Source organism: Burkholderia multivorans ATCC BAA-247, from assembly GCF_000959525.1.
In the GTDB taxonomy this organism is placed as follows: Bacteria; Pseudomonadota; Gammaproteobacteria; order Burkholderiales; family Burkholderiaceae; genus Burkholderia; species Burkholderia multivorans.
Genome location: NZ_CP009831.1, coordinates 1,767,545 through 1,788,782 on the forward strand (window position 1 = coordinate 1,767,545; position 21,238 = coordinate 1,788,782).

Here is a 21,238-nt window from a genome sequence, read left to right on the forward strand (position 1 = left end):
GCATCGCGCGATCAGTGCGCGATGCACACGGATTTGGTTTCGGTGAAGCCTTCGATCGCGTACTGGCCGAATTCGCGGCCGATGCCCGATTGCTTGTAGCCGCCGAACGGCATCGACGGATCGAGCGGGATATGGCAATTCACCCAGACGGTGCCGGCCTCGATCTGCGGCACGAGGTTCATCACGCGCGTCAGATCGTTGCTCCAGATGCTCGCCGCGAGCCCGTACGGCGACGCGTTCGCGAGCCGCACCGCGTCGGCTGCATCGTCGAACGGCAGCACGACGATCACCGGGCCGAAGACCTCGTCGCGCACGATCGCGCTGTCCGCACGCGGATCGGCGATCACGGCCGGCCTCACGTAATAGCCCGGCAGTTCGTCGACGCGCGTGCCGCCCGCGAGGAACGTGACGCCGTCGCGGCGCGCCTGCTCGATGTGCCGGACGACCTTGTCGCGGTGCTGCGGCGACACGAGCGGGTTGATCTGCGCAGTCGTGTCGAGCCCCGCCCCGAGCGTCATCGCGCGCGCGTGCTCCGCGAGTCCGTTGGCGAGCTGCGCGAATTTGCTGCGATGCACGTAGATGCGCGACGCGGCCGCGCAGACCTGCCCCTGGTTGAAGAACGCGCCGGCCGCGACGCCGTCGAGCGCCTGTCCGACGTCGACGTCGTCGAGCATCACGATCGGGTTCTTGCCGCCCAGTTCGAGCGAGAAGCGCGTCATGTTCTGCACGGCCGCCGCGCCGACCAGCTTGCCGGTCTCGGTCGAGCCGGTGAAGGAAATCTTCGCGATCGACGGATGGCGCGCGAGCGCGGCGCCGCACGTGCGGCCGCCGGTGACGACGTTGAACACGCCGGGCGGCACGCCGGCCTCGAGCGCGAGTTCGGCAAGGCGCAGCGCGGTGAGCGGCGTCTCGGGCGACGGCTTCAGCACGACCGTGCAGCCGGCCGCGAGCGCGGGAATCAGCTTCCATGTCGCGATCATCAGCGGGAAATTCCACGGCACGATCGCGGCGACCACGCCGACCGGCTCCTTGCGCGTGTACGCCGTATAGCGCGCGCCGGGCGGAAACGGAATCGACACGTCGAGCGTCTGCCCCGTGATCTTGGTCGCCCAGCCGGCCATGTAGCGCACGTATTCGACGCTCGCGCCGACCTCGACCGCGCGCGACACGTGGATCGACTTGCCCTGGTTCAGCGTTTCGAGCTGCGCGAGCGTTTCGGCATCGCGTTCGATGAGGTCGGCGAGCTTCAGCAGGATCCGCTCGCGATCGGCCGGGCGCAGCCCGCGCCATACGCGCGCATCGAACGCGCGCTTCGCGCTCGCGACCGCACGGTCGACGTCGTGCTCGTCGGCATCGGCGACGGTCGCGAGCCGCTCGCCGGTGGCCGGGTCGTACACGTCGAGCCGCGCGGCCGCATGCGCGCGCTGCATTGCGCCGTCGATGAAGAGGCCGAAGTCGCGCGCGACGAAAGTGCGCACGGTGTCGCTGACGGCGACGAAATTCGTGGTGCTCATGGGCGTCTCGAAGAATGTCGTGGCGGGAACCGCGTGCACCGCGGCACGCGGGTGTCGCACCACTGTATCGAGCGCGTCGGACGGCAGTTAGCGCAAATTGGCAGCGCGTGGAAGGAAGGAAAGCGGGCCTGCACGGCGCGCGGCACGGCCGGCGGAAAGGTGCGCCGATGCGCGTCGCGAGGTGCCGACGCACATCGGCGAAAGGCGGCGCGCGGCGCTTACAGAAACAGCGCGCCGACGAGTTCGGTGCGGTTCGACACGCCGAGCTTGCGATACATGCGCATCAGGTGGGTCTTGATCGTCGGCTGGCCGAGCGCGAGATCGCGCGCGATCTCCTTGTTCGAGCGACCATCGCGCACGAGCCGCGCGATCTGCTCCTCGCGATAGGTCAGGCGCGCGTCGCACTCGATCCGGTGAATCCCGCGCCGCGTCCGCAGCAACGGGCTCAGCGCCGCTTCGGCGAGCGGCTGCAGGCGCGCGAGCGCATCGATTTCGCCGGGCGCGAAGCGCGCGCTTGCGCCGTCGCCGCCTCGCGCCGCCCCACGCGTTTCGAAGCGCAGCAGCGAGAACGCGCCGACTGTTCGGCCGTCGTCGCGCAGCCATATTTCGACGACGTCGGCGACGCCGTGCCGCCGCAGAAAGCGCGTCCAGTACGCGGACGCGTCGCGGCATTCGTCGGGCAACTGCGATGCGAGCGTGACGACCGTGCGCGCGTCGGCCGCGCAGCGCGACGGATGCAGCGGATCGAGCATCCGGTAGCGCGCGACATAGGTGCGGTGCATCGACTCCGGCATCCCGAACAGCTCGAAATCGGCCGGTTCGCCGCTCGCGTCGAGCCGGTAGAAGACGGTCGCCGACGGGCTCGCGAACGCGTCGAAGGCGTCGACGCACGCGCGCAGCGCGCGCTGCCAGTCGACGACGTCCGCGTTGGCGGAAGGATCGGGAAGCGGCATGGTCGGGCCCGGCGCGGCCGGCGAACGTGACGGAATCCGATCGAGCCTAATGGCGGCGTCGCGCGGCGGTGAGCCCAAATCGGCAATTCGGCTGCGTGCCGCGTGCCGGCCCGCTTCCCGTCGCCCACCACTAGTCAGTAGCCAGTAGCCAACGGCCACCCGCCGCCCCGTTGCCCGTTGCCCGTTGCCCGTTGCCCGTTGCCCGTTGCCCGTTGCCCGTTGCCCGTTGCCCGTTGCCCGTTGCCCGTTGCCCGCCACGCCGCCGCCCGCCGCCCGCCGCACGGCGGGCGGCGGCGTGGCGGGCGGCAAGGCCGTACGTCTCAGTCCGTCAGTGCGCGTTCGCGGCGAACGTGTCGCAGGCGCTCAGCTCGCCCGACTCCATCCCGCGCCGCAACCAGTACATGCGCTGCTCGCTCGTGCCGTGCGTGAAGCTTTCCGGCACCACATAACCCTGCCCCTGCTGCTGCAGCCGATCGTCGCCGATCGCGGCCGCCGTCTTCAGCCCCTGCTCGAAGTCGCCGGGCTCGATCAGCCGCTGGTTTGCGCGCTGCGCGTTGTTGGCCCAGACGCCCGCGAAACAGTCGGCCTGCAGCTCCATGCGCACCGACAGCGCATTCGAGCGCGCCTCGCTCGCGCGCCGGCGCGCGGCGTCGACCTTCTCGGAAATGCCGAGCAGGTTCTGCACGTGATGGCCGACCTCGTGCGCGATCACGTACGCCTGCGCGAAATCGCCGCCGGCGCCGAACCGCTTGCGCAGTTCGTCGTAGAAGCCGAGATCGATATAGACCTTTTGGTCGCCCGGGCAATAGAACGGCCCCATCGCGGTCTGACCGGTCCCGCATGCGGTCGGTGTCGTATTCGTGAACATCACGAGCTTCGGCGGCGCGTACTGCGCGTGCAGCTGCGTCGAGAAGATCGTCGTCCAGGTCCGCTCGATGTTGCCGAGCACCTTGCGCGTGAAGACGGCGCCGGGGTCGGTGGCCGGCGCACCCTGGCGCTGCGCCGGCGCCTGCTGCGTCTGCTGACCCTGCAGCATCGACGCGCCCTCGAGCACGACGCGCGGGTCGATCCCGAAGAAATACGACGCGGCCAGCGCGACCACGATCGTGCCGATGCCGATCGTCGCGCCACGTCCTCCACCGAAGCCGCCCGCACCACGGCGATCCTCGACGTTCATGCTCTCTCTTTCGTCGTCCAGCCTCATTGCCGGCCCCTCCCGTTCTTGTCGATCCGGCCGTCGCACCGATGCGCGGCCCGTCCGCGCTATTTTGCCGGGCTTTCGTCGACTGTCTCAAAAAATTCGAGGATAGAGCGATTCGGCCGCGGACAACGTCAGCCTTTGCAAAACGCGCGGCGTCCGCGCCGGCCGGCCGCCCCGCGCGCGTTCATCCTTTCGGCCGATACCGGCGCGCGCGCGCCGCGCCTACAGTGCGCGGACACGACCCTTTTCCGGAGAACGACATGCGCGCTGCACGCCCCCGTACGATCGTCATTACCGGCGCCGGCACCGGCATCGGCGCCGCCTGCGCACGCCGTTTCGCGCGCGGCGGCGACCGCGTCGTGCTGATCGGCCGGCGGCCGGCGCCGCTCGAGGCGCTGGCCGCCGAAACGGGCGGCCTCGCGCTCGCGGGCGACGCGGCCGGCACGGCCGACTGGGCACGCTTCGTGCCCGCGATCGCCGCGCGCTTCGGCCGCATCGACGCGTTGATCGCGTGCGCGGGCGGGCACGGCCTCGGCCGCGCGGACGAAACCGGCGACGCGCAGTGGCGCGACGCGATGCATGCGAACCTCGACACCGCATTCGTCAGTGCACGCGCATGCCTGCCGGACCTGATCGCGCAACGCGGCAGCATCGTGCTGGTGGCGTCGATCGCGGCGCTCGCGGCCGGCCCCGGCGTATGCGGCTATACGGTCGGCAAGCATGCGCTGCTCGGCCTCGCGCGCTCGCTCGCGCGCGACTACGGGCCGCACGGCGTGCGCGCGAACGCGGTATGCCCGGGCTGGGTCCGCACGCCGATGGCCGACGCGGAAATGCAGCCGCTGATGGACGCGCACGGCGACACACTCGAGCGCGCTTACGCGCGCGTAAGCGCCGACGTGCCGTTGCGGCGCGCGGCGGATCCCGACGAGATCGCGGCGGTCTGCGCATTTCTGGCGTCGCCGGACGCGTCGTTCGTGACGGGCGCGACGCTGGTCGCGGACGGCGGCGCGAGCGTCGTCGACGTGCCGACGCTCGCGTTCGACGCGCGATGACGCGACGTGCGCCGTGCACGGCACGAAGGGCGCCGCACGGACGGCGCACGGGCGGCCCACGCGTGCTGCACGCGGCGCAAATCGATTACCATCGGCCGGATTCCGCCGCCTCGGCGCGGCCCCGCTCCCCGTCCGGCACTCGATGAACATCCGGTTTCTTGAAACCTTCGTCTGGCTCGCGAAGCTCGAAAATTTCCGCCTGACCGCCGAAAAGCTGCATACGACGCAGGCGGCCGTGTCGAGCCGCATCGCGTCGCTCGAAGAAGCGTTCGACGTGCGCCTGTTCGACCGCAACACGCGCTCGGCCACGCTCACGCCTGCGGGCCGCCGCATGCTGGCGTACGCCGAGCGGATCGTGCGGCTCGACCACGAGATGCGGCGCGAGATCCCGTCCGCGAGCGACGTGGGCCCGATCCGCATCGGCGTGATCGAGTCGATCGTGCACAGCTGGTTCCCGGCGCTGATCGCGCGGGCGCGCGAGCACTATCCGCGGCTCGACGTCGAAATCACGAGCGACACGACGCTGCACCTGACGCGGCTGCTCAGCACCGACGGCGTCGACCTGATCCTGCAGACGGACACGGTGCCCGGCCCCGACTTCACGAACCTGCCGCTCTGCGAGTTTCCGGTGCGCTGGGTCGCGAGCCCGCGCCTCGGGCTCGGCGGCGAACGGCTCGACGTCGCGCAGCTCGCCGAATTTCCGGTGATCAGCTTCTCGCGCCATTCGGGGCCGCACGCGACGATCGAGCGGCTGTTCGCGGCCGTCGAACGACCGGCGAGCATCAACTGCATCACGTCGGTCGCCGCGATGATCCGGCTCGTCGCGGACGGCTTCGGCGTCGCCGCGTTGCCGCCCGCGATCATCGGACGCGAACTGCAGGAAGGCGCGCTCGAACTGCTCGACGTCGAACCGGCGTTTCCGGCGCTGCCGCTCGTCGCGACGTATCGGACGCAAGGGCTGCCGCTCGCCGCGCGCATCGCCGAACTCGCGAGCGAGGTCGCGCGCGCGACGCCGTCGATGCCGATCGATACGACCGCCGGCACGTCGATGCGACGCGGCGCTGCAGGTCGCGCGGAGGCGCCCGACGTGCGCGCGGAAACCGGGAAAGAGGCCAAGGCGGCCAAAGGCGCCAAAGCGGTAAAGGATGCTGGCCGCGCCCAACGCGCGGCCGAACCGTCGACGATCGGCGCGCCGGCCGCCGCGAAACGCCGGCCGCGCCGCTCATAAGAAAACCTGTTCACCGCGAATTTGTTTTCTTGTTGGACGCGCCCGGCGCGCGTTCGGGACACTGCGGGTTCCGACTCATCCGTCACGAGGATCTCCGCGATGACCCGCCCTTCCCTTCCACACGGCCAGCTCTGCGTCTGGACGGACATCGATCCCGCACATGAAGCGGACTTCAATGCGTGGTACGACCGCGAGCACATGCAGGAACGCGTCGCGATTCCCGGCTTCACGCATGCGCGGCGCTTTCGCGCGACCGATCGCGGCCCGCGCAAATACCTCGCGCTCTATGTGACCGACACGCTCGACGTGTTCCGCGGCGACGCATATCGCCGCGCGTTCGCGCAGCAGACCGCGTGGTCGCTCGCAAACTTCGAACGGATGACGGGCACGCAACGACGCGTCGGCGAGCTGACCATCGAGGCCGGCGACGGCGAAGGCGCGCATCTCGCGCTGTTCGTACTGCCGCCCCAGCGCATCGACGTGGCGCAACTGAGCGCGCGCTTCGATGCCGCCCTGCGCGAGCCGGGCGTGCATGCCGCGCGGCTGTTCCGCACGACGCCCGAGCTGTCGGCACCGATCGGCGCGGATGCCGCCGCACGGCCGGCCGCCGATGCGCTCGTGCTGATCGAAGGCAGCGACGCAGCGGCTGCGCGCCGCGTCGCGGCGGCGCTCGCCGGCCACGACGAGGTGCGCACGTTCGAGCTGCTGTGGCGCGCGGCTGCACCCTTGCCTGCCGCGCGCGGCGAGCCTGCACCGCAAGCGGCCGCCGCACTGCCCGCCTGAGCACCGAAGTGCCGGCGCACGTCGCCGGTTCCCGTACGCCCGCCCCGAGTTCGACACGACATGCCCGACACCATGAGCACGCTCGCCCAACCCGCCGTCCACGCACCGCACCGCGCCCGCAACAGCCGACTCGCGACCGCGAGCATGATCGGCACGTCGCTCGAGTGGTACGACTTCACGATCTACAACACGCTCGCCGCGCTCGTCTTCAATCGGCTGTTCTTTCCGTCCGTCGATCCGCTCGCCGGCACGATCCTCGCGTTCTCGACCTACGCCGTCGGCTACGTGTCGCGTCCGCTCGGCGGCTTCGTGTTCGGCAACCTCGGCGACCGGATCGGCCGCCGCGCGGTGCTGATGCTCACGCTCGTGCTGATGGGCGTGACGACCGCGCTGATGGGCGCGCTGCCGACCTATGCGACGGCCGGCATCCTGAGCCCGATCCTGCTCGTCGCGCTGCGCTTCGTGCAGGGTGTCGCGCTCGGCGGCGAATGGGCCGGCGCCGTACTGCTGTCGGTCGAGCACGGCGATCAGAGGCGGCGCGGACTGTCGGCGTCGTGGACCCAGGTCGGGCCGTCCTTCGGCACGCTGCTCGGCACCGGCTGCATCGCGCTCGTCACGCTGTCGACGACGCCGGACGGCTTTCTCGCATGGGGCTGGCGGCTGCCGTTCGCGGCCAGCGCGCTGCTCGTCGCGTTCGGTTTCTGGGTGCGGCGCGGCGTCGACGAAACGCCGCAGTTCGAGCAGCTCGCCGAGTCGCACGCGACGGCCGACGTGCCGGTCGCCGAGGTGCTGAAGTGTCACTGGCGCCGGCTGCTCGTCGCCGGCGGCGCGCGGATCGGCTCCGACGTGCTGTACGCGCTGATCGTCGTGTTCACGCTGACCTACGTGACCGCCGTGCTGCATCTGTCGCGGCCGCTCGCGCTGACCGCAGTGATGATCGGTACCGCGTGCAACGCGATCGCGGTGCCGTGCTTCGGCGCGCTGTCGGACCGCTTCGGCCGCCGCCCCGTCTATCTGGCCGGCGCGTTCGCCGGGATCGTATGGGCGTTCGCGTTCTTCGCGCTGCTCGATTCGGCGCGGCCCGTCGCGATCGTCGCGGCCGTCGCGATCGGTCTCGTGATCCATGCGGTGATGTACGGGCCGCAAGGCGCGTTCGTCACCGAACAGTTTCCGACGCGCGTGCGCTACGCGGGCTCGTCGCTCGCGTACACGCTGGCCGGCATCGTCGGCGGCGGCTTTGCGCCGCTCGTGATCGCCGCGCTGTTCCGGCAGACCGGCACGACGACCGCCGTATCGCTGTATGTGTCGGCCGCGCTCGCGGTGACGGCCGTCGCGCTCGTCGTCGCGCGCGAAACCGCGCACCGGCCGCTCGCCGATTGACCGCGGCCGCGTGCCGTTCTCTCGCGTTTCATCCGGATACCTGGCCATGCAAGTCTTGTCGTTCAACGTGATTCCCGTACACCAGCCGCCGGCCGCCGTCGACGTCGAGATCGAACGCGTCGTGATCGCCGGCTGGGCCGGCCGCGACGCACGCGCGATTCGCGCACATATCGACGAACTCGCGGCGCTCGGCGTCGCGCCGCCGTCCGCGACGCCGTGCTTCTATCGCGTCGCGCCGGCGCTCCTCACGCAGGCCGCGTCGATCGGCGTGCTCGGCACGCGCTCGGGCGGCGAAATCGAATGCGTGCTGATCGACAGCGCGGCCGGCACGCTCGTCACCGTCGGCTCCGATCACACCGATCGCGAAGTCGAAGCCTACGGCGTGGCCGTGTCGAAGCAGGTCTGCGCGAAGCCGCTCGGCCGCGACGCGTGGCGCTACGCGGACGTCGCCGCGCACTGGGATGCCATCGAGATGCGCGCCTGGCTCGTTTCGCGTGACGGCGAGCGTATCGCGTACCAACACGGCGCGACGAGCGGACTGCTCGCGCCGGACACGCTCTGGCAGCGTTTCGACGATCGCGGCACGATGCCCGCGCGCTGCGCGATGTTCGGCGGCACGGTCGCGGTGCATGGCGCGATCGCCGCGATGAGCGACGGCGACGCGTTCGAGATGGAGCTGCACGATCCGGTGCTCGGGCGCAGCCTGCGGCACCGCTATGCGGTCGACGTGCTGCCGGTTGTCGCGTGACGGCGGTGGCCGCCGTGAAGCTGGTTGGCCCGACGCCGGGTTGCGTTATGCGTTCCGCGGTTGTCGCGCGTCGCGTGTGTGCAGACAACCGAGCTCGGTCAGCGCCGCTTCCACCGCCGTGTCGAGCGGCGTCAACGGCTCGCGTCCCAGCACCGCCGTGATCCGCGCGTTGTCCATCCGCAGCGGTTCGCGCCACAGATAGCGCATCTCGAGCATTTCGCGCAGCGTCGTGACGAACGGCGCGGCCGCCCACACGAGCCACCACGGGAAACGCCGCACCGCCGGCCGCATCCCGTGCCGTTGCGCGACGCGACGCACGGCCTGCGCGAGTTGCGTACCGTCCGCGTCCCAATGGCCGCCGAGATGAAAACGCGCGAACGGCTCCAGCGTGTCGCGTCGTTCGATCAGCTCGACCATCGCGCGTGCCACGTCCGGTACGTACGACCATTGATGGCCGACTCCGGGCCGGTTCGGCACGCGGATCGCGGTCACCGGCTGCCCGGCCTTCACGAGCGCCTGGCCGAACCAGGTGTTGCCCGCATGCGCGCCGAAGAAATCGCCGGCCCGCACGACGATCGTCCGCACACCGTGCGCGCTCGCGGCCGCCAGCCGCCGCTCCAGCTCGACGCGGATCGCGCCCTTGCGCGTGACGGGCCGCTGCGGCGCGTCCTCGCGCAACAGCGGAAACGCGTCGGGCCCGAAGTTGTAGATCGTGCCCGGCAATACGACCGTCGCGTGCGCCGCCGTCGCCGCCGCGATCGTGTTGTCGATCATCGGCAGCACCTGTTCCGCCCAGTTCCGGTAACCGGGCGGGTTCACCGCATGGACGATCACGCTGCAGCCGCGCGCGGCGCGCACCACCGCGTCGCGGTCGAGCGCGTCGCCGCGGATCCAGGCGATACCGTCGCGCTCCGCCGCCTCCGACGCGAGGCCACGCTTGAGCGCGCGCACCTGCCACCCAGCGTCGCGCAACTGCCGCGCGACCTCGCCGCCGATTCCCCCGCTCGCGCCGAGCACGAGTGCCTGTCCACATGCCGCACCTGCATTTGCCGCCATTGCCGTTCTCCTCGATCGTGACGGCTTGCATTCTGGCCCGCGCCGGGATAGCAAGGAATTGCTCAACATCGTCCATCAGCTATACATTTATGCATGACCGCCGATTTGAACTGGGAACGCTATCGCACCTTCCTTGCCGTGTTGACGGAAGGCTCGCTATCCGCCGCCGCGCGTGCGCTCGGCATCACGCAACCGACCGCCGGCCGCCATATCGCGGCGCTCGAAGCCGCGTTCGGCCAAACGCTGTTCACGCGCTCGCCTTCCGGGCTACTGCCGACCGACGCGGCGCTTGCGCTGCGCGGTCATGCGGAGGCGCTGCGCAGCGCGGCCGCCGCATTCGAGCGCGCGGCGGCGAGCCATGGTGCGGGCGTGCGCGGTACGGTACGGATCTCCGCGAGCGACGTGATCGCGGTCGAGGTGCTGCCGCCGATGCTCGCACAGTTGCGGCGCGAGCATCCGGGGCTCGTGATCGAGCTTGTCCCGACCGACCGCATCCAGGACGTGCTGAACCGCGAAGCCGACATCGCGGTGCGGATGGCATCGCCGTCGCAGGACGCGCTGGTGGCACGGCGCATCGGCGAACTCGAAGTCGCGCTGTACGCGCGCGACGACTACCTGGCGCGCTACGGCGCGCCGTCGACGCTCGACGCACTCGCACATCACGCGCTGATCGGGTTCGATACGGTCACGCCGTTCGTCCGCTCGGCCGGGCGCGGGCTGCCGTCGTGGACTCGCGAAGCGTTCGCGCTGCGCACCGACAGCAATCTCGCGCAGTTCGCGATGATCCGGGCCGGCTACGGAATCGGCTTCTGCCAGAGCCGGCTCGCGCAACGCGACGCGCGGCTCGTGCGCGTGCTGCCGGACGGCCCGGCGGTGAAGCTCGAAACGTGGGTCGTCATGCATGAAGATTTGCGCGCGAGCCCGCGCTGCCGGGCGGTGTTCGACGCGCTCGCGAACGGGCTGCGCGCGTATGCCGAAGGGACGGGCGAGTAGGTGGTGTGTTCGCCGTGCGTTCGGCGAGCTTGCGCGCCGGCGAACGCGGCGCGGCGGTACGGATTCTTCGGAAGAGTCGTCAAAGCTCAACCCGACGTTCCGCCGTTTCCATCCGATCGATCAGTGCCTTACGCTACGCGCCGTCGCGTTGTCTTGCCGGTCGGGCGGCGGGTTCGAGCCCCGTTGGGTTGGCCGACAGCCGCGCACGTCGCTCGGACTGATCGGCAGCATGACGGCGCCGACTCAGGCGGCTTGCTCGAGAGGTAGCCGCGTCTCGACGATCCGACCGTAGCTCGTGACTGCGTAACGCGCAGTCAATGAATCGGCGAGCGTGCACCGCGCCCGCAGCGTTCCGGTGCCTGCTGCAACCGCGGCGCTACCGCTTTGCGCGCTCGCCGTTCGTGCGTTTTCGCGCCGGCCGCGAATGCGCAGCGGACGCACCGCGCGCCACGACGTCACACCAGCAGTTGCCGCGACAGCACCTCGCGCGCCTGCGTGACCGTTTCGCGCTCGCCCGGCATCGGCGGCGTCAGCGAGAACACCGCGTCGGGCAGCGCCGGCAGCCGGTACTTCGCGCCGCCGAGCCGCATCAGCCCGTCGCCGATCGCCGACGCGCACAGGCAGCCGACGCCGAGCCCCGCCGCAAGCATCGACTGCAGCCCCGCGACGCCGGACGCGCTATGCACGAGCTCGTACGGGATGCGCTGCTCGTCGAGTGAGCGCACCGCGATCTGATGCATCATGCAGTCGTCCGGCAGCAGCACGAGCGGCAACCGTTCGGGCAACTGCTCGGCGAGTGCCGGCGACGTCACCCACGACAGCGGCTCGCGCCGCAGCACCCAGCGCGTATCGGCCGATGCGGGCCGAAACGGTCCGCTCGACAGGTGCATCACGACACCGAGATCGATCTGCCCTTTCGCATACGCGGCCTCGATGTCGGCGCTCTTCATCGCGCTCACGTGCAGGCTCAGTTGCGGGTAGCACTCGCGCAGCCGCGCGAGCATGCCCGCGACTTCGTGCGTGCGGTAGTAATCGGTGATCGCGACGCGCAGCTCGCCCTTGATGGCCTGGCCGCGCAACTCGTCGAATGCCGCCTCGTTCAGCGCCACGATGCGCCGCGCGTGATGCAGCAGCCGCGCACCGGCCGGCGTCGGCTCGACGCCGCGCTTGCTGCGCACGAACAGCGGCACGCCCGCCCGCGACTCGAGCTTGCGCACCTGCTCGCTGACCGTCGACTGCGACAGATGCAGCAGCGGCGCGGCGGCCGTCAGGCTGCCGGCGTCCGCGACGGCCGCGAACGTGCGCAGCTGATCCAGATCGAAACCGCGCATCGAACCCTCCATCCATCGGATAACGCGATGGATACTACCACCATTTCCCGCTTTTCCGATTCATCGACGATGCGCACAATGTCCGCTCGACGGCCGCTTGCGGCCTTTTTCTCTGGACTTCCTCAATGACGGACAACCTTCTTGCCCGCTGCGCGCCCGCCGGCGCCGCGCCGGCGGCCACGCCGCACAATCGCCACGGCTGGGCGCTCGTCGTGCTGCTGGTCGGCGCGATCCTGCCGCCGCTCGACTACTTCATCGTCAACCTCGCGCTGCCGGCGATCCGCGACGGCATCGGCGCGCGGCCGGCCGAGCTGCAGCTCGTCGTGTCGGCGTATGCCTGCGCGAACGCGGTCGCGCAGATCACCGGCGGCCGTCTCGGCGATCTGTACGGCCGCAAGCGGATGTTCATGCTCGGCATGGCGGGCTTCGTCGTCGCCTCGACGCTGTGCGGGCTCGCCGACAGCGGCGCCGTGCTGGTCGGCGGTCGCGTGCTGCAGGGCCTGTTCGCGGCGATCCTTGCGCCGCAGGTGCTCGCGACGATCCGCAGCGTGTTTACGCCGCAGGAGCAGGTGCGCGTGATGGGCTTCTACGGCTTCGTGTTCGGCCTCGCGGCGGTGATCGGCCAGCTCGGCGGCGGCGCGCTGATCGACCTGCATCCGTTCGGGCTCGGCTGGCGCGCGATCTTCCTCGTCAATCTGCCGATCGGCGTACTTGCGCTGCTCGGCAGTTGGCGCTTCATCCCGGAAAACCGGCCGCCGCGCGGCCAGCGCATCGACGTGCCGGGCACCGTGCTGCTGTCGCTGTTCCTGCTGATGCTCGTGTACCCGCTCACGCACGGGCGCGACGCCGGCTGGCCCATGTGGATGGTCGCGTGCGCGATCGGCGCGCTACCGATGCTCGCGGCGCTGCTCGCCGTCGAAGCGCGGCAACTCGCCGCCGGCCGCGATCCGCTGCTCGACCTGCGGCTGTTCCGGCATCCCGTCGTCGCACTCGGTCTCGCGTTAGCGTTCCTGTTCTACATGCTGAGCGCGTTCTTCCTCAGCTACGGCATCTACCTGCAGGGATGCCTGCATTGGTCGCCGCTCGCGTCCGGCGCGGCGATCCTGCCGCTCGGCATCGGCTTTCTGTCGAGCCCGCTGCTGATGCCGCGGCTCGTCGGACGCTTCGGCGGCTATCGCGTGCTCACGCTCGGTTTCGCGATGCTGACGGCAGGCGTCGCCGCAGCGGCCGCGCTGGCTGGCAGCGGCGCGCCGGGCATCGGCTTCTATGCGGGCATCGCGGCGATCGGCATCGGACAGGGCCTCGTGCTGCCGTCCGTCGTGCGGATCGTGCTCGCCGAAGTCGATGCGTCGCGCGCGGGTGTCGCCTCCGGGATGGTCACGGCGGCACTGCAGATCGGTGCGGCCGTCGGCGCCGCGACGCTCGGCGGCATGTTCTTCGCGCAGCTCGGCGCGACGCCGGGCCCGCTCGACTACGTGCGCGGGTTCCGCACGTCGATGTTTGCGCTGAGCGCGATCCTCGCCGTATGCGTCGTGCTGTCGGCCGCGCTCGGGCCAATCCACCGACGGCTGCATGCCGCGGCCGCGTAGGTGCGCGACTGGCGCGGCCGATGCGTCAACGATGCGATTCGGGTTTCGCGTGCCGCGCTTCCCATGCGGCGAGCGCGGCGCGATATTCGTCCATCGCCTCGTAGTACAGGTCGAAGATGCACGGCGAACAACCGCTGTTGCAGCACTCTTCGAGTTCGGGCTGGCGCGGCGGCGTGGGACGCGGATCGTCGGTCGACGAATCCGGAGAGACAGCGTTTGACAAGGTGCGACTCGAATGGCGGGAAAAGACAAGTATAAGCGCGTGGCGAGCGACGCGCGGCGCCGTCTGCGTCGATTGCCGTCGGCGCGATTGCCGTGCATCGCGCTGTTCCCGCATCCTCAATGACTTCGCACTGGAAAAATCTTCCGATTTATTGGTGACCATTCTCGTCCGAAGCGTACCGCCCGCGTCTCTGGCGAATTGGCCGCCTATGCCGGCTTATTTCGATACTTCGCGCAACGACGTTAAAAATCCGCATTGGCGAATAGCCGCCGCAGGCAATCGAGCGCGTTGTAATCCATACAAAAAATCGATATGCGCTTGCAAATGCGTGCGCAACGATTTTCCTTGCCTCAGCCCCGGTTCACGGCCTTTTTGCAGAAGATACGGGCTTTTCCGCTGGCTCGCAAACCTTGCACGGTTTATGCAGACATCTCGCGTCGCATGCAATTGATGCTCGCAGGCGAGCCGACACGGGAATTCATCGATTCTGGCGACCTCAATGGATGGCATAATTTGCGCGCCGCGAATCGACGCGGCCGACAACAATGGAGATGACTCTATGCCGACGAAAAATTACAGGGACCTGAAGGAGCAGCTTGCAAAATTGCAAAAAGAAGCGGAAGCCGCGCGCATTGCGGAAATGGAAGCCGTGATCGCGGAGATCCGCGAAAAGGTCGCCGAGTACGGCATTACATCGGAGCAGATTTTCGGACGGCAGCGCGCCGGCAGAACCAAGGCCGCCACGCCGTCCGCGCCGAAGTACCGCAACCCGAAGACGGGAGAAACATGGACCGGGCGCGGCCGCGCACCGGGCTGGATCAAGGACGTGAAGAATCGCGATCGCTTCCTGATCCAGGAATGAGGTGCCGCGCAGGCGGCGCGCACCGGCGTGCCGCCGAGCGCGCAATCGTTACAGGACGCGCCCGCCGACCGGAATCGAGGCGCCCGAGATTGCCTGCGCTTCCGGCGACAGCAGAAATCCGATCGTCGCCGCGATCTGCTGCGGTTGCACCCAGCGCGTGAAATCGGCGTCGGGCATGTCGCTGCGATTCGACGGCGTGTCTATGATGCTTGGCAGGACCGCGTTCACCGTGATGCCGCGATCGAGCAGCTCGGCCGCCAGCGCCTCGGTGAGCCGGGCGACGCCGGCCTTCGCGGCGGCATAGGCGCCCATGCCGGTGCCCGCCTTCGATGCCGCGCCCGCGCCGATATTGACGATGCGGCCGGCGGCGCTCTGCAGCAGATACGGCAGCGCGGCCTTCGACGCATTCAGCGCCGTTTTCACGTTCAGCGCGTACATGCGGTCCCAGGTGTCGACATCGCCGTCCGCGATCGTTTGCCACACGAATGCGCCCGCGATGTTGAGCAGCGCGTCGACCCCGCCGAACTGGCGATGCACGGCGTCGAGCGCGTGCACGGCGGCCTGCGGATCGACGAGATCGATGCCGCCGAGCCGCAGCGCGGTGGCCGGCACGTCGGGCAGCGCGTTCGCGTCGGGCGCGGCGCCGCGGCCGATCAGCGCGACGCGGGCGCCTCGCGCGCCGAGCCATGCCGCCGTCGCGACGCCGAGATGGCCGAAGCCGCCGGTGATCGCGACGACTTTTCCGTTGATATGTTGCTCCATCGAATTGCTCTCCGTGATTGATCGGGTTCGCGTGCCGCGCGTGTATGCGGTGCGCGGGGGGCGGCGTAGGACGACGGACGGGTCACGCTGGATGTGACCTCGGCGGCCGACGCCGTCACGGCGCACGGCCGGTGTGCCGAACTACCGACCTGTCGAACTGCCAACCCGCTGAGCTGCCGAGCTGTCTATCTGCCGACGTGCCGATCTGCGACCGCCAACTCGCCGAGCTGTCGACCTGCCGCGCTGTGACTTGCCGACCTGCCGACGTGCCGACCTGCCGACCTGCCGACCTGCCGACCTGCCGACCTGCGGACCTGCGGACCTGCGGACCTGCCGACCTGCGGACCCGCGGATAGCGTACCGCGACTCGCGCGCTGCGTGCGCCGCACGACGCACGCGCGGCTCTTGCACGCGTTGCCGAGATGCGAACCGGACCGGAGCATCGCGAAACGCGCGCTCGCCGTCAACCCGCCGATGCACTGGATCGCCGAATGCGCACCGATCGCGGCCCATCCGGGCTGCCGCATAACGGCGTTGCCGGCACGGCAGTGCGTTCGACGCGAATCGCGCGTCGTCGCGCACACGGCCATGCACTGACCGAAAATCAGGACGGTCCTCGTCGCTCGGGCTTCGACACGGCGCCCGCGTCGACCTGTCCGCACCGCACCCGAACGACGACCCGAACCCTCGCCGCGCGTCGCGCGGCGAAACGCGCCCTTGCGCTATATCGCATCGAGCGCGGCGCCGCTTTCGGGCAGCGTCGCACCGCCGTCGACGACGATCGTCTGCCCGGTAACGTACGCGGCATCGGCCGACGCGAGATAGAGCATCGCGTTCGCAATATCGTCCGGTTCGCCCATTCTCGCGAGCGGAATGTCGCGCGCGATGCGCGCCGCAACCGATGCATCGCCGAGATTGCCGGCCGCCGAGGTGCGGATCATCCCCGGCTCGACGCCGTTGACCGTCACGTTGCGGCGCGCCAGCTCGAGCGCTGCCGCACGAATGAAGCCGTTCACGCCGGCCTTCGATGCCGCGTAGTGCGCGAGCCCGGGAAACGCGACGCGTGGCCCCGTCACCGACGACGTCACGAGCAGCCGCCCGCCTCCTGCACGTTCGAATGCGGGCAGTGCCGCCTGCGCGAGCCAGAACAGTGCCGACAGGTTGACCGACAGTGTGCGTTCGAGCGTCTGCACGTCGATGTCGACGAACGGCGTCAGCGGAAAATACGCGGCATTGTGGACGACGACGTCGAGCCGTCCGCCGTCGCGCTCCACCGCGCGAACGAGTGCACAAAGCTCGTCGCGGTTTCCCGCATCGACGCGGTACGCGCGTGCGGCGCCGCCTGCGCGCGCGATCGCATCGACCTGCGCGACGGCGGCGGCTTCGTCGAGATCCGCGAGCGCGACGAACGCGTCGGATTCCGCGAAGCGTCGCGCGATCGCGGCGCCGATGCCGTGCGCCGCGCCCGTCACGAGCACGACGCGGCCGGTGAAGTCCGCGCGCACGCGGCCGCTACCGAGCGCGGCCGTCATCGCTGCACACCGTCGAGCGGATGCACGGTTTCGTTCAGCACCTGCGCATGCGCACCGACGGGGAAGTTCGACAGCGTGCCGAAGTCGTCTTGCGCGTAGCCGAAGATCTTGCCGTCGGTCTTGTGCTGCGCGAGATCGATCAGCACGACGCCGAGCGTCGGCACCACTTTCTCGCGCCACACGAACAGATAGAGCGCCTCTGCGATCCGGAAGTAATGGCAGCGGTCGACGTCCGCGAGCCCGCTTTCGACGCCCTGCAGGCACTGCCACGCATAGAAGTGCTCGTTCAGATAGATGTGCTCGTAGCATTCCGTGGGGCTGTAGCGATACATCGCGCGCTTGCCGATCAGCTCGCGCGTCGGCGCGTGCAATGGCCCGGGCTGCGCGTGGCCCGCTATCGTGCCGTGCCGGAACGCGACGTCGACGCCGGTCAGCGGTCGGCCGAGCATGACGCGCGTGAAGGCGTCGACGCGCGTGTCGGCCTCGGTCGGCAAGGTGCCGACGACCGACGTCCACACGCCGCGGTCGAGATCGATCACGAGGCTGATCGACGTTGCGCGGGCGCGCGAATCGACGTAGTCGACGAACAGCAGCCCGTCGCGCAGCCGCGTCACGCGGCAGGGCTCGAAGCCGCCGTCGCCGCTCGCCGCATCGCGCCAGCGCAGGACGCCCGGCTCGAACGCATAGACACGCGATTCGCCGCCGGCCGTGTCGAGCGTCAGCGTGCGCCCGGCCAGCGTGTCGACCGGCGCGAGAATGTTGGCCTCGGGCGCAAAACCGTCGGCGAGCGCGCCGACCTGAATGAATACCGGATCCTGTCGTTCCATCTGCCGTCTCCCATGCAGCTTCAGACCCGGCGGGCCGTCTACGCTGCTCACGCACATCGTGCCGGCTGTGCACGCCGCGCGGTATCGGCCAAACGGATGAAGCGCGCGCGGCGCCGGAACGCGCTAAAGTGCACGGCATCTGCGCCGCGGCCGGCGCGAGGAGCCCCCATGCATCGTGTCACCCATTACCGGCGAAGCGGCGACGGAATCGAAGCGATCAGCCTCGAGTCCGACCGCACGTTCCCGCGCCATGCACACGACGAGTTCGGCGTCGGCGTGATCGTCAGCGGCGCGCACCGGTCCTGGAGCGGCCGAGGGCAAGTCGACGCGCGCGCCGGCGACGCGGTCATGGTGAATCCGGGCGAGATGCACGACGGCATGCCGATCGGCACGCGAGCGGCGCGGCGCTGGCGAATGCTGTATCTCGCGCCGTCGCTGGTTGCCGGCATCGCGGCGGAGGAAGGGCTCGGCGGCATCGAACTCGCGCATCCGGCGGTGCGCGACGCGCGGCTCGCCGCGGCGGTGGTGCAGCTGCATGCACGTATCGTCGAATCCGCCGACGCGCCGCTGGCTCGCGACGAAGCGATCGTGACGGTCGTCGCACATCTGCTGGCGCGTCATGCGAACCGCACGCTGCCGAGCGCCGGCGTCGCGCCGGCCGTGCGAGCGGCGCGCGAGCGGCTCGACGCGGCGCCTGCTGAGCCCGTGTCGCTCGCCGAACTCGCGACGCTCAGCGGCGTCAGCCGCTTTCAGCTCCTGCGCGGTTTCGCGCGCGAACTCGGCATTACGCCGCATGCCTATCTGCTTCAGTCGCGCACGCGGCTCGCCCGTGCGCTGCTCGCGAGCGGCCGCCCGATCGCGGAGGCGGCGGCCGAGGCCGGCTTTGCGGACCAGAGCCATCTGACGCGCGCATTCGGGCGACAGTTCGGCATTACGCCGGGGCGGTTCGCGCAGGCGGTGTGATCGGCCGCACGGCGTCATCATGCAGGACGTCGGCCGCGCAACAGGCCGCTACACGTTGACGATTGCGCGATCGACGGTCATGCGCTTTGCCGTCGACGTGGCCGATGCAAGCCGGCGCGTGCGACGGCACGACGGCCCCGCGCGGGTCAGAGGATCGCGACGGCCAGCATCGCGCGGCATCTGGCCAGCTGCATCGCAACCGCATTGCCACCACATCGGCACCGGTTGGCTTCTGCTTGGCTTCCGCTGGCCCTTGCTTGGCCCTTTGCTTGGCCCTTTGCTTGGCCTTTGCTTGGCTCTTGCTTGGCCTTGCTTGGCCTTGCTTGGCCTTGCTTGGCCGCTGCATCGCCGCTTCATCGCCTCTGCGTCCCCTCCGCATCGCCTCCGCATAGCCGCCCCATCGCCACCGCATCGCGCCCACATCACCGCTCCTTCACCGCTGCAATTTCGTTCAAGACGCCGCACCGCGCCACACGCGACGATGCGGCGCATGAAGACACGACTGATCGGCTATCTCTATCTCGCCGCCGCAATGGCAGGCGTCGGCAGCACCGTCATCGCGAGCCGCGTGGCGGCCGGCGGCCTTCCGCCGTTCACGGCGACCGCGCTGCGTTTCCTGATCGCGACGCCGTTGCTGATCGCGCTGATGCGCATGCGGCGGCTTCGCTGGACGCGGCCGTCCACGCGCGACGCCGTGCTGCTCGTGATCCAGGCGGCCGCCGGCGGCGTCGGCTATACGGTGCTGCTGATCTGCGGCACGAAGCTCGCGTCGCCGATCGACGCAGGCGTGATGTTGGGCACGCTGCCCGCGATGTCGACGCTGATCGCGGCCGTCGTACTGCGCGAGCGGCAGACGCGGCGCGACTGGGTCGCCGCGGCGCTTGCCACGTCGGGCGTGCTGTTCGTCACGTTCGCACCCGGCCATGCGATGCCGTCGCTGCGCGCGCTCGTCGGCGATGCGCTCGTGCTCGCCGCGGTCGCGTGCGAAGCGGTGTTCATTCTGCTGAACCGGCGGCTGACCGCACCGCTGCCGCCGCTGACGCTGTCCGCCGCGATGTCGGCGCTCGGCTTCGTGCTCGCGCTGATACCGGCCGCGTTCGAATGGCGGGCCGTCGTGTCGGGCTGGACGTTTGGCGCAGTGTCGGCGATTGCCTATTACGCACTGGTGCCGACCGTACTCGGCTACGTGTGCTGGTATGCGGGCTCGGCGCGCACGAGCGGCACCGAGGCCGCGCTGTTCACGGCGATCGCGCCGGTGTCGGCCGTGCTGTTCGCGGTCGCGCTGTTCGGCGACGCATTGACCGCGACGCGCCTCGCCGGCATCGCGCTCGTCGTGGCGGGCGTGCTGGTCGGCGCGACGCGGCGGCGCGATTCGTCGACGAACGCGGACGCGCAGTGCCATGCCGACCCCGCGCCGCCAGCGCGCGCCGCCGCGGAATGACGCGCCGTCGCCCTGCACGAAGCACGCGACGCTGCGGTGCTCGCGCGTCGCGCGATGCGGCGATGCGCCGATGCGCCGATGCGCGTTCACCACGACTGTAGGAATGTTTCCGCGCGCCGCAAAACCGTTGCGTCGCCTCCCGCGAGGTGCAATATTCGCGTGGCCGGGCCTTTTGACCACTGTCGACAACCATCCGTCACGCAATGAACAAGAAGGAAGCGAAAGCAAAAATCGCGGCGCTGCTCGCCGGGGGAACGATGAAAGCCGAGGTGCTCGCAGATCTGTCCGGGCAAGGTCTCAAGGATCGCGTGCTCGCGCGGCTGATTGCATCACGGCCCGATCCGGAACGATGCCGACGCAACAAGGTGCACGTCCGGATCCTGATCGGCATCGCGGTCGTGCAGTTGGTGATCAGTCTCGATATCGCCTATTCCCTGTTCGAACTCGCCGGCCGGCTCGGCTCGTCGCGCGGGAGCGGCCAGAGCGTCACGCTGCTCTTTGTCGCGCTGACCGTGCCGCTGGCGCTGCTGTTTATCTGGGGATTCGCGACACACCGCGTCGGCGCGTATCACGCGTTCATCGCGCTATCGCTGCTGCAGCTGCCGAAGACCATCGCGGACCTGACGCACGATCCGTCGACCGCGCTGCCGACGCTCGCGGTCACGGCCGTGCTGATCGGCTACGTATGGTTCGTCCGCAACCGGATGTTCCCCGACTACGGCTGGTTCACGCCGCGCAAGGTCGACGGCCGCTATGCGTTCGTCGATCGCGCGTCGTAACGGCGCCGCGCATTTCGTACG

20 protein-coding genes are annotated in these 21,238 nt (G+C 69.8%); 11 read left to right on the forward strand and 9 right to left on the reverse strand.

Translation table 11 applies throughout. The features are described from left to right. Positions 1 to 11: 11 nt before the first annotated feature. The 3 genes from NP80_RS09980 to ypfJ form a co-directional block, all read right to left on the reverse strand. On the reverse strand, positions 12 to 1,514 hold the full coding sequence (locus NP80_RS09980) for an aldehyde dehydrogenase family protein (protein ID WP_035948305.1): 1,503 nt from the start codon (positions 1,512 to 1,514) through the stop codon (positions 12 to 14). A gap of 218 nt (positions 1,515 to 1,732) precedes the next feature. Next, the gene (locus NP80_RS09985; protein ID WP_006411939.1) at positions 1,733 to 2,467 is read right to left on the reverse strand and encodes a helix-turn-helix transcriptional regulator; all 735 of its coding nucleotides are present in this window, start codon (positions 2,465 to 2,467) and stop codon (positions 1,733 to 1,735) included. Positions 2,468 to 2,795: 328 nt separating this feature from the next. After that, on the reverse strand, positions 2,796 to 3,671 hold the full coding sequence (gene ypfJ, locus NP80_RS09990) for a KPN_02809 family neutral zinc metallopeptidase (protein ID WP_035947687.1): 876 nt from the start codon (positions 3,669 to 3,671) through the stop codon (positions 2,796 to 2,798). Positions 3,672 to 3,928: 257 nt separating this feature from the next. Here ypfJ and NP80_RS09995 point away from each other — a divergent pair, with 257 nt between their 5' ends. The 5 genes from NP80_RS09995 to NP80_RS10015 all read left to right on the forward strand — a co-directional run bounded on the left by NP80_RS09995 (position 3,929) and on the right by NP80_RS10015 (position 8,859). Continuing rightward, positions 3,929 to 4,720, forward strand: a complete 792-nt coding sequence (locus NP80_RS09995; RefSeq protein ID WP_045593416.1) for an SDR family NAD(P)-dependent oxidoreductase — start codon at positions 3,929 to 3,931, stop codon at positions 4,718 to 4,720. Between the two features lie 142 nt (positions 4,721 to 4,862). Next, entirely contained in the window at positions 4,863 to 5,948 is a 1,086-nt protein-coding gene (locus NP80_RS10000) for a LysR family transcriptional regulator (protein ID WP_006409550.1), read from the forward strand. Between the two features lie 99 nt (positions 5,949 to 6,047). After that, positions 6,048 to 6,731 carry a DUF4286 family protein gene (locus NP80_RS10005; protein WP_006409557.1) on the forward strand — a complete coding sequence of 228 codons (684 nt, stop codon included), beginning with the start codon at positions 6,048 to 6,050 and terminating at the stop codon, positions 6,729 to 6,731. 60 nt (positions 6,732 to 6,791) lie between these two features. Next, positions 6,792 to 8,111, forward strand: coding sequence for an MFS transporter (locus NP80_RS10010; protein ID WP_006403089.1), 1,320 nt, complete (start codon positions 6,792 to 6,794; stop codon positions 8,109 to 8,111). A 46-nt stretch (positions 8,112 to 8,157) separates the two neighbouring features. Further along, on the forward strand, positions 8,158 to 8,859 hold the full coding sequence (locus tag NP80_RS10015) for a DUF2848 domain-containing protein (protein WP_035946307.1): 702 nt from the start codon (positions 8,158 to 8,160) through the stop codon (positions 8,857 to 8,859). A 45-nt stretch (positions 8,860 to 8,904) separates the two neighbouring features. Here the strand turns inward: NP80_RS10015 and NP80_RS10020 are convergent, their stop codons facing one another. Next, on the reverse strand, positions 8,905 to 9,915 hold the full coding sequence (locus tag NP80_RS10020) for an NAD-dependent epimerase/dehydratase family protein (protein WP_006409551.1): 1,011 nt from the start codon (positions 9,913 to 9,915) through the stop codon (positions 8,905 to 8,907). Between the two features lie 93 nt (positions 9,916 to 10,008). Between NP80_RS10020 and NP80_RS10025 the strand changes: the two genes are divergently transcribed. Beyond that, positions 10,009 to 10,908: a LysR family transcriptional regulator gene (locus NP80_RS10025; protein ID WP_006409556.1), complete on the forward strand. Its 900-nt coding sequence runs from the start codon at positions 10,009 to 10,011 to the stop codon at positions 10,906 to 10,908. Between the two features lie 455 nt (positions 10,909 to 11,363). Here the strand turns inward: NP80_RS10025 and NP80_RS10030 are convergent, their stop codons facing one another. Continuing rightward, the gene (locus NP80_RS10030; protein WP_006396669.1) at positions 11,364 to 12,239 is read right to left on the reverse strand and encodes a LysR family transcriptional regulator; all 876 of its coding nucleotides are present in this window, start codon (positions 12,237 to 12,239) and stop codon (positions 11,364 to 11,366) included. A 125-nt stretch (positions 12,240 to 12,364) separates the two neighbouring features. Here NP80_RS10030 and NP80_RS10035 point away from each other — a divergent pair, with 125 nt between their 5' ends. Then, entirely contained in the window at positions 12,365 to 13,828 is a 1,464-nt protein-coding gene (locus NP80_RS10035) for an MFS transporter (protein ID WP_006409549.1), read from the forward strand. A gap of 25 nt (positions 13,829 to 13,853) precedes the next feature. Here NP80_RS10035 and NP80_RS10040 read toward each other — a convergent pair whose 3' ends face one another. Further along, the gene (locus tag NP80_RS10040) at positions 13,854 to 14,051 is read right to left on the reverse strand and encodes an oxidoreductase-like domain-containing protein (protein ID WP_006396667.1); all 198 of its coding nucleotides are present in this window, start codon (positions 14,049 to 14,051) and stop codon (positions 13,854 to 13,856) included. A 559-nt stretch (positions 14,052 to 14,610) separates the two neighbouring features. Between NP80_RS10040 and NP80_RS10045 the strand changes: the two genes are divergently transcribed. Beyond that, a complete protein-coding gene (locus tag NP80_RS10045; RefSeq protein ID WP_006409555.1) occupies positions 14,611 to 14,913 on the forward strand; it encodes an H-NS histone family protein in 303 nt (100 codons plus the stop codon). Between the two features lie 48 nt (positions 14,914 to 14,961). Here NP80_RS10045 and NP80_RS10050 read toward each other — a convergent pair whose 3' ends face one another. The 3 genes from NP80_RS10050 to NP80_RS10065 form a co-directional block, all read right to left on the reverse strand. After that, positions 14,962 to 15,675: an SDR family NAD(P)-dependent oxidoreductase gene (locus tag NP80_RS10050; protein ID WP_006403081.1), complete on the reverse strand. Its 714-nt coding sequence runs from the start codon at positions 15,673 to 15,675 to the stop codon at positions 14,962 to 14,964. Positions 15,676 to 16,397: 722 nt separating this feature from the next. Then, positions 16,398 to 17,207 (reverse strand): SDR family oxidoreductase, encoded by an 810-nt coding sequence (locus NP80_RS10060; RefSeq protein WP_006409922.1) that lies wholly within the window; start codon positions 17,205 to 17,207, stop codon positions 16,398 to 16,400. Then, positions 17,204 to 18,034 (reverse strand): MoaF C-terminal domain-containing protein, encoded by an 831-nt coding sequence (locus tag NP80_RS10065; RefSeq protein WP_006409928.1) that lies wholly within the window; start codon positions 18,032 to 18,034, stop codon positions 17,204 to 17,206. The genes NP80_RS10060 and NP80_RS10065 overlap by 4 nt, the downstream gene beginning before the upstream one ends. Before the next feature lie 168 nt (positions 18,035 to 18,202). Here NP80_RS10065 and NP80_RS10070 point away from each other — a divergent pair, with 168 nt between their 5' ends. From NP80_RS10070 to NP80_RS10080, 3 genes are all read left to right on the forward strand, one after another. Continuing rightward, positions 18,203 to 18,997 carry an AraC family transcriptional regulator gene (locus tag NP80_RS10070; RefSeq protein ID WP_006409930.1) on the forward strand — a complete coding sequence of 265 codons (795 nt, stop codon included), beginning with the start codon at positions 18,203 to 18,205 and terminating at the stop codon, positions 18,995 to 18,997. Positions 18,998 to 19,487: 490 nt separating this feature from the next. After that, on the forward strand, positions 19,488 to 20,438 hold the full coding sequence (locus NP80_RS10075; protein WP_172488721.1) for a DMT family transporter: 951 nt from the start codon (positions 19,488 to 19,490) through the stop codon (positions 20,436 to 20,438). Positions 20,439 to 20,641: 203 nt separating this feature from the next. Beyond that, positions 20,642 to 21,217: a hypothetical protein gene (locus NP80_RS10080; RefSeq protein ID WP_006409927.1), complete on the forward strand. Its 576-nt coding sequence runs from the start codon at positions 20,642 to 20,644 to the stop codon at positions 21,215 to 21,217. Positions 21,218 to 21,238: the final 21 nt, after the last annotated feature.